At 71.5% G+C, this 6,384-nt stretch carries 8 protein-coding genes; all 8 read left to right on the top strand.

Annotation, left to right across the window (positions count from 1 at the left end; genetic code table 11):
• Positions 1–149 precede the first annotated feature (149 nt).
• The 8 genes from ACFWBB_RS42210 (at position 150) to ACFWBB_RS42245 (ending at position 6,344) form a co-directional block, all read left to right on the top strand.
• Complete coding sequence (locus tag ACFWBB_RS42210; protein WP_385284507.1) at positions 150–908, top strand: class F sortase; 759 nt, start codon at positions 150–152, stop codon at positions 906–908.
• 133 nt (positions 909–1,041) lie between these two features.
• Positions 1,042–2,193, top strand: a complete 1,152-nt coding sequence (locus tag ACFWBB_RS42215; protein ID WP_385284510.1) for a SchA/CurD-like domain-containing protein — start codon at positions 1,042–1,044, stop codon at positions 2,191–2,193.
• A 95-nt stretch (positions 2,194–2,288) separates the two neighbouring features.
• The gene (locus ACFWBB_RS42220; RefSeq protein ID WP_385284528.1) at positions 2,289–2,708 is read left to right on the top strand and encodes a cupin domain-containing protein; all 420 of its coding nucleotides are present in this window, start codon (positions 2,289–2,291) and stop codon (positions 2,706–2,708) included.
• Positions 2,705–3,973, top strand: a complete 1,269-nt coding sequence (locus ACFWBB_RS42225) for a beta-ketoacyl-[acyl-carrier-protein] synthase family protein (protein WP_385284513.1) — start codon at positions 2,705–2,707, stop codon at positions 3,971–3,973. Before ACFWBB_RS42220 ends, ACFWBB_RS42225 begins: the two co-directional genes overlap by 4 nt.
• Positions 3,970–5,220, top strand: a complete 1,251-nt coding sequence (locus ACFWBB_RS42230) for a ketosynthase chain-length factor (protein ID WP_385284516.1) — start codon at positions 3,970–3,972, stop codon at positions 5,218–5,220. The genes ACFWBB_RS42225 and ACFWBB_RS42230 overlap by 4 nt, the downstream gene beginning before the upstream one ends.
• A 35-nt stretch (positions 5,221–5,255) precedes the next feature.
• The gene (locus ACFWBB_RS42235) at positions 5,256–5,510 is read left to right on the top strand and encodes an acyl carrier protein (protein WP_385284519.1); all 255 of its coding nucleotides are present in this window, start codon (positions 5,256–5,258) and stop codon (positions 5,508–5,510) included.
• A 1-nt stretch (position 5,511) separates the two neighbouring features.
• A complete protein-coding gene (locus tag ACFWBB_RS42240; RefSeq protein ID WP_385284522.1) occupies positions 5,512–5,991 on the top strand; it encodes an SRPBCC family protein in 480 nt (159 codons plus the stop codon).
• A 20-nt stretch (positions 5,992–6,011) separates the two neighbouring features.
• Entirely contained in the window at positions 6,012–6,344 is a 333-nt protein-coding gene (locus ACFWBB_RS42245) for a TcmI family type II polyketide cyclase (protein WP_385284525.1), read from the top strand.
• The last annotated feature ends 40 nt before the right edge of the window (positions 6,345–6,384 follow it).

Consider the following 6,384-nt stretch of genomic DNA (forward strand, 5'->3'; position numbering starts at 1 on the left):
CGCCGCAAGAAGACGGCGGGGGGTGTGGCCTGACCCATGCCTGACGCGATAGCGAAGCCGCGGCCGCCACGCATGCCCCCGCGTGGCGGCCCGGCTCGCTCCCCGTGCTCCGTCCGCTCCGCTGCCGCGCCCGAGTGAGGTGGTCTCCGATGGCAGTTCCCCCTTCTTCCGCCCCTTCTCCCTCCGACCCCGACAAACCCTCCGGCGGCGAGCCACCGCCCACCGAAGAGGGAACCCCCCGCACCGGCCTGACGATGATCTGCGCCGCGGCGGCGGTACTCCTGGCGCTGAACCTGTTCGGCGGCAACGGCACGTCGTCCGGTGCCGCCAGTGCGCCGCACGCCCCGCCCGCCGCCGGATCGGTCCCCGCGGCCAGCGCACCGGCCACCGCGGCCCCGCCCACCTCGGCCGCGGGTGCCGGGAAGCCGGGCGCCGGGGGCCCGGTGGGAAAGCCTCTGCCGCGCTCCAGGCCCGTGCGGCTGCTCATCCCGAAGATCGCGGTCGACGCCCCCTTCACCGACCTCGCCATCGGTGCCGACGGCCGGCTGCAACCGCCCCCCGCGGCCGACACCAACCTCGTCGGCTGGCATGCCAAGGGAGCCTCACCCGGAGAGACGGGCACCGCGATCATCGCCGGGCACGTCGACACCAAGACGTCCCCCGCCGTCTTCGCGGGACTCAGCACACTGGCGAAGGGCGACGGCTTCCAGGTCCTGCGGGCCGACGGCAGCAAGGCGTCCTTCCGGGTCGACAGCGTGGAGACCTTCGACAAGGCCGACTTCCCCAGCGACCGGGTGTACGCCGACACCCCCGACGCGCAGGTGCGGCTCATCACCTGTGCGGGGAACTACGACCGGCAGGTCAAGGACTACACGGACAACCTGGTCGTCTTCGCCCATCTCGTCTGACTGCCGCCCAGTCACCCGCGTAGTTCATCCGAGTCGCGCGCTTGCGGGGACGGGCACAGGATCGAGGAACGCTGACGTCGCATCACCGCGGCCGACGTTCACCTATCCCCTCCGCGAAGGAGATGTGCGCAGGATGACCACCACGTCCGAACGTGTTGCAGGTTCGCGGGCGCGACAGGCGTCACAACGTGTCTCCCAGTCCGTGTTCGACGGTTCCCGGCTCCGCGTCGTCCTTCTGGTCGACGTCTACGACGGGGCCCAGCAGCAGTTCCTCGAGGCGTACGAGCAGCTCTGCAACCAGGTCGCGTCCGTCCCCGGACATGTCAGCGACCAGCTGTGCCAGTCGATCGAGAACCCCTCCCAGTGGCTCATCACCAGCGAATGGGAGAGTGCCCCGCCGTTCCTCGCCTGGGTCAACAGCGAGGAGCACGTGGCGATGGTGGAGCCGCTGCACAGCTGCGTGCGCGACACCCGCTCGCTGCGCTTCCACGTCGTCCGCGAGACCGGCGGCCCGGCGGCGAGCGCAGACCAGGGCAAGCGCCGGCTCCAGACCTCGCCCAGGATCGGCGACGGCGTGATCCGGCACGCGCTCACCTTCACCGTCAAGCCGGGCAGTGAGGAGATCGTTGCGAAGATCCTGGCCGACTACGCCTCGCCCGAGCCGCAGGTCGACGACACCACCCGGCTGTGCCGCACCTCGCTGTTCATGCACGGCAACCGGGTGGTGCGGGCCATCGAGGTGCGCGGCGACCTGCTCTCCGCGCTGCGCCACGTCTCCCGGCAGCCCGAGGTACGGGCCGTCGAGGAGGCCATCAACCCCCATCTGGAGCAGGACCGGGACCTCAACGACCCCGAGTCCGCCCGGGTCTTCTTCACCCGGGCCGCGCTGCCGGCCGTCCACCATGTGACGGCGGAGCGGCAGGACACACAGGCCGAGCGCTACGCCCTGCACTACCCGGCCCGACCGGACCGCGGCATGAAGCTCGCCGAACTCCTCGCCCGGCAGGACGAGGCGGCGGCGGACGACCCGAAGAGCCCGGTCCTGCGCAGCACGATCTTCCAGCGCGACGACGTCGTCGTACGGCTGATCGACCTGCGCGGCGGCCTCGAGGCCGCCGACCCCGTACAGGCCCTCGGTCTGTCCGACCCCGGACAGGTGGCCGAGCTGACGACGCTCCAGGACGGCGCCGCCGGCGCGTCCGCGTCGAAGGACGGCCGTCTCGCGCGCTTCCTCGAACTGGCGCGCATGGATCTCGTCACCGACCGCCGGTCGCCCGACGCCTGACCCGTCATCGCGTGGGAGGGGTGGTGCCCCGCCCCTCCCGCGCCGGTGCAGTACACCATCGGAGGAACGTCGTGATCACTTCTCGTCACAGAATCGTGGATCTCAGCGAGGTCGAGCCCAACACCCGTCGAGGGGGCGACCTGCGCGCCATGCTCACCCCGGCCACGGTCGGCGCCACCAGCGGTTTCATGGGCCTGGCCCTCATCCAGCCCGGAGACCGCATCGGCGAGCACTACCACCCGTACTCCGAGGAGTTCGTGTACGTCGTGTGCGGGCAGCTGGAGGTCGACCTGGACGGTGAGCCGCACCCGCTCCAGCCCGAGCAGGGGCTGCTGATCCCCCTCAACGTGCGCCACCGTTTCCGCAACGTCGGCAAGGTGGAGGCCCGGATGGTCTTCCACCTCGGCCCGCTGGCCCCGAGCCCGCCGCTGGGCCACGTCGACACCGAGGGTACCGACGCCGAGCCCGCGGTGGTCGGGGCGGAGTCGGCCGACCGACGTCGGGTGCGCTCATGACGAGACGAGTGGCGGTCACCGGCATAGGCATCGTCGCCCCGGGCGGCATAGGCGTACCGGCCTTCTGGAACCTCCTGGCGGACGGGCGCACGGCGACGCGGGCGATCACGTTCTTCGACCCGGCCGGTCTGCGGTCGCGGATCGCCGCCGAGTGCGACTTCGACCCGGCGGCCCACGGGCTGGACGCGCGGGACGTCGAACGCTGCGACCGCTACATCCAGTTCGCCCTGGTCGCGGGGGACGAAGCGGTACGGGACGCCGGTCTCGACCTCGCCGCCGAGAACCCCTGGCGGGTCGGCGTCTCCCTGGGCACCGCGGTCGGCGGCACCACCCGGCTGGAGAACGACTACGTCAAGGTCAGCCACCGCGGCCGGCGCTGGGACGTGGACCACCGAGAGGCGGCCCCGGACCTGCACCGCGCCTTCACGCCCAGCACGCTAGCCTCGACGGTGGCGGAGCGGTTCGGGGCGCGCGGACCGGTACAGACCGTCTCCACCGGCTGCACCTCCGGGCTCGACGCGGTCGGGTACGCCTTCCACACCGTGGAGGAGGGCCGGGCCGACATCTGCATAGCCGGCGCCTCGGACTCGCCGATCTCCCCGATCACCATGGCGTGCTTCGACGCGATCAAGGCCACCTCCCCGAACAACGACGACCCGGCCCACGCCTCGCGTCCCTTCGACGCCGACCGTGACGGGTTCGTCATGGGCGAGGGCGGCGCCGTACTCGTCCTGGAGGAACTCGAGCACGCCCGGACCCGCGGCGCGCACGTGTACTGCGAGCTCGGCGGGTACGCCACGTTCGGCAACGCCTACCACATGACGGGCCTGACCAGCGAGGGCCTGGAGATGGCCCGGGCCATCGAGGACGCCCTCGGCCACGCCCGGCTCGACGCCTGCGCGATCGACTACGTCAACGCGCACGGCTCGGGCACCAAGCAGAACGACCGCCACGAGACCGCCGCGGTCAAAAAGGTCCTGGGCCCGCACGCCTACGACACCCCCATGAGCTCCATCAAGTCGATGGTGGGTCACTCCCTCGGCGCAATCGGGGCGATCGAACTCGTCGCCTGTGTGCTCGCCCTGGCCAACCAGGTCGTACCGCCGACCGCGAACTACGAGACGCCCGACCCCGAGTGCGACCTGGACTACGTCCCGCGCGTGGCGCGCGAGCGCAAGCTCTCCAGCGTGCTCTCGGTGGGCAGCGGGTTCGGCGGCTTCCAGTCCGCGGTGGTCATGAACCGGCCGAGGGAGAAGACACGATGAGCGAACCCCAGGCTCGGCGCGCGGCCGTCACGGGAATCGGTGTGGTCGCGCCCAACGGAGCCAGTACCGAGACCTTCTGGAAGTCCACCAGGGAGGGCATCAGCGTCCTCGACCGGGTCACCCGCGAGGGCTGTGAGCATCTGCCGCTGCGGGTGGCGGGCCAGGTGCGCGACTTCGACCCGGCGGCCGCGATCGAGGAGCGCTTCCTGGTCCAGACCGACCGGTTCACGCACTTCGCGATGGCCGCGGCCGACCTCGCGCTGGACGACGCCCAGCTGCACCGGCCCGAGACCGACGCCGCGCCGTTCTCCGTGGGCGTGGTCACCGCGGCCGGTTCGGGTGGCGGCGAGTTCGGACAGCGGGAGCTCCAGCAGCTGTGGGGCAAGGGCAGTCGCTTCGTCGGCCCGTACCAGTCCATCGCCTGGTTCTACGCCGCCAGCACCGGCCAGATCTCCATCCGCCGCGGCTTCAAGGGCCCCTGCTCGGTCGTCGCCGCCGATGAGGCCGGCGGTCTGGACGCCCTCGCCCACGCGGCGCGGGCCGTGCGGCGCGGCACCGATGTGATCGTGGCCGGGGCGACCGAGGCGCCGATCGCGCCCTACTCGGTGGTCTGCCAACTCGGCTACGCGGAACTCAGCACGGTCGACGACCCGACCCGTGCCTACCGCCCGTTCACGTCCGCCGCCTGCGGGTTCGTGCCCGCGGAGGGTGGCGCCATGGTCGTGGTGGAGGCGGAGTCCGCGGCCCGGGCACGGGGCGCGCGGGTGCGGGCCCGTCTCGTCGGACACGCGGCGACCTTCACCGGGGCCTCCCGCTGGAAGGAGTCCAGGGAAGGGCTCGCCCAGGCCGTCCGGGGAGCCCTGGCGGAGGCCGACTGCGCGCCCGAGGAGATCGACGTGGTCTTCGCCGACGCCCTCGGCGTGCCGGAGGCCGACCGTGCCGAGGCACTGGCGATCGCCGACGTCCTCGGGGCCCACGGCACCCGGGTGCCCGTCACGGCGCCGAAGACCGGGATCGGCCGGGGCTACTGCGCGGCGCCCCTGATGGACGTCGCGGCGGCGGTGCTCGCGATGGAGCACGGTGTGATCCCACCCACCCCCAACGTCTTCGACATCTGCCACGACCTCGATCTCGTGACCGGCCGGGCCCGTGCCGCCGAGGTGCGCACGGCGCTTGTCCTGAGCCGGGGACTCATGGGGTCGAACTCGGCGCTGGTGCTGCGGCACGGCGCCACCGACGCCTCGTAGCGAGGCGCCGCGGAGCAGTAGAGGAAGGGAATGGCATGACTGACCGCATCACTGTGGAAGAGCTGGCCGAACTCATGAAGAAGTCCGCCGGCGTCACCGTCGCCCCGGAGGAACTCCGCCGAGAGGACACGGGGTTCGACCGCCTGGGCGTCGACTCGCTCGGCCTGCTGGGCATCGTGGGCGAGCTGGAGAACCGGTACGGCACGCCGATGCCCCCCGACGCCGAACGCTCCAAGTCGCCCCGGCAGTTTCTCGACCTCGTCAACAGCGCGCTCATGACAGGAGCCTGAGATGACCGGACACACACAGAACGAGATCACCATCGCGGCGCCACTGGACCTGGTCTGGGAGGTGACCAACGACCTGGAGAACTGGCCGCGGCTGTTCAGCGAGTACGCCTCCGTCGAGATCCTCTCCCGGGAGGGACGCAGAACGACCTTCCGGCTGACCATGCACCCGGACGAGAACGGCACCGTGTGGAGCTGGGTCTCGGAGCGCGAGCCGGACCGCGACAAGCTCACCGTCAAGGCCCGCCGCGTGGAGACGGGGCCCTTCGCGCACATGGACATCCACTGGCGGTACGAGGAGGTACCGGCCGGCACACGGATGGTCTGGACGCAGGACTTCGCGATGAAGCCCGAGGCGCCGGTCGACGACGAGTGGATGACCGACAACATCAACCGGAACTCCAAGGTCCAGCTGGGCCTGATCCGGGACCGCATCGAGAAGACCGCCGCCGAGCGCGGTGCGACCCGCGGTCTGACCGACTGAGCCGGACGGAGAACCACCCCATGCACCAAGCTCTGATCGTCGCCCGGATGGCCCCGGGGTCGGCACCCGACATCGCCAAGGTGTTCGAGGAGTCCGACCGGGGAGAGCTGCCGCAGCTCGTCGGTGTGACCCGGCGCAGCCTGTTCCAGTTCGGCGACGTGTACATGCACCTGATCGAGTCCGAGCGCGAGCCCGGACCCGCCATCGCCAAGATCACCGGGCATCCCGAGTTCCGGGACGTGAGCGAGCGGCTGGCCGCGTACGTCAGCGCGTACGACCCCGCGACCTGGCGTTCCCCGAAGGACGCCATGGCGCAGCGCTTCTACCTCTGGGAGCGCGAGCCGGCCGGCTGACCGCCGCCGGCCATCACCGGTCGCCGGGCCCGCCACGCTG

The organism is Streptomyces sp. NPDC060000, assembly GCF_042737375.1.
In the GTDB taxonomy this organism is placed as follows: Bacteria; Actinomycetota; Actinomycetes; order Streptomycetales; family Streptomycetaceae; genus Streptomyces.

Bases quoted from the DNA above. Each gene is read 5' to 3' on its own strand.
- ACFWBB_RS42210 (WP_385284507.1), top strand. From the start codon at position 150: ATGGCAGTTCCCCCTTCTTCCGCCCCTTCTCCCTCCGACCCCGACAAA.
- ACFWBB_RS42215 (WP_385284510.1), top strand. From the start codon at position 1,042: ATGACCACCACGTCCGAACGTGTTGCAGGTTCGCGGGCGCGACAGGCG.
- ACFWBB_RS42225 (WP_385284513.1), top strand. From the start codon at position 2,705: ATGACGAGACGAGTGGCGGTCACCGGCATAGGCATCGTCGCCCCGGGC.
- ACFWBB_RS42230 (WP_385284516.1), top strand. From the start codon at position 3,970: ATGAGCGAACCCCAGGCTCGGCGCGCGGCCGTCACGGGAATCGGTGTG.
- ACFWBB_RS42235 (WP_385284519.1), top strand. From the start codon at position 5,256: ATGACTGACCGCATCACTGTGGAAGAGCTGGCCGAACTCATGAAGAAG.
- ACFWBB_RS42240 (WP_385284522.1), top strand. From the start codon at position 5,512: ATGACCGGACACACACAGAACGAGATCACCATCGCGGCGCCACTGGAC.
- ACFWBB_RS42245 (WP_385284525.1), top strand. From the start codon at position 6,012: ATGCACCAAGCTCTGATCGTCGCCCGGATGGCCCCGGGGTCGGCACCC.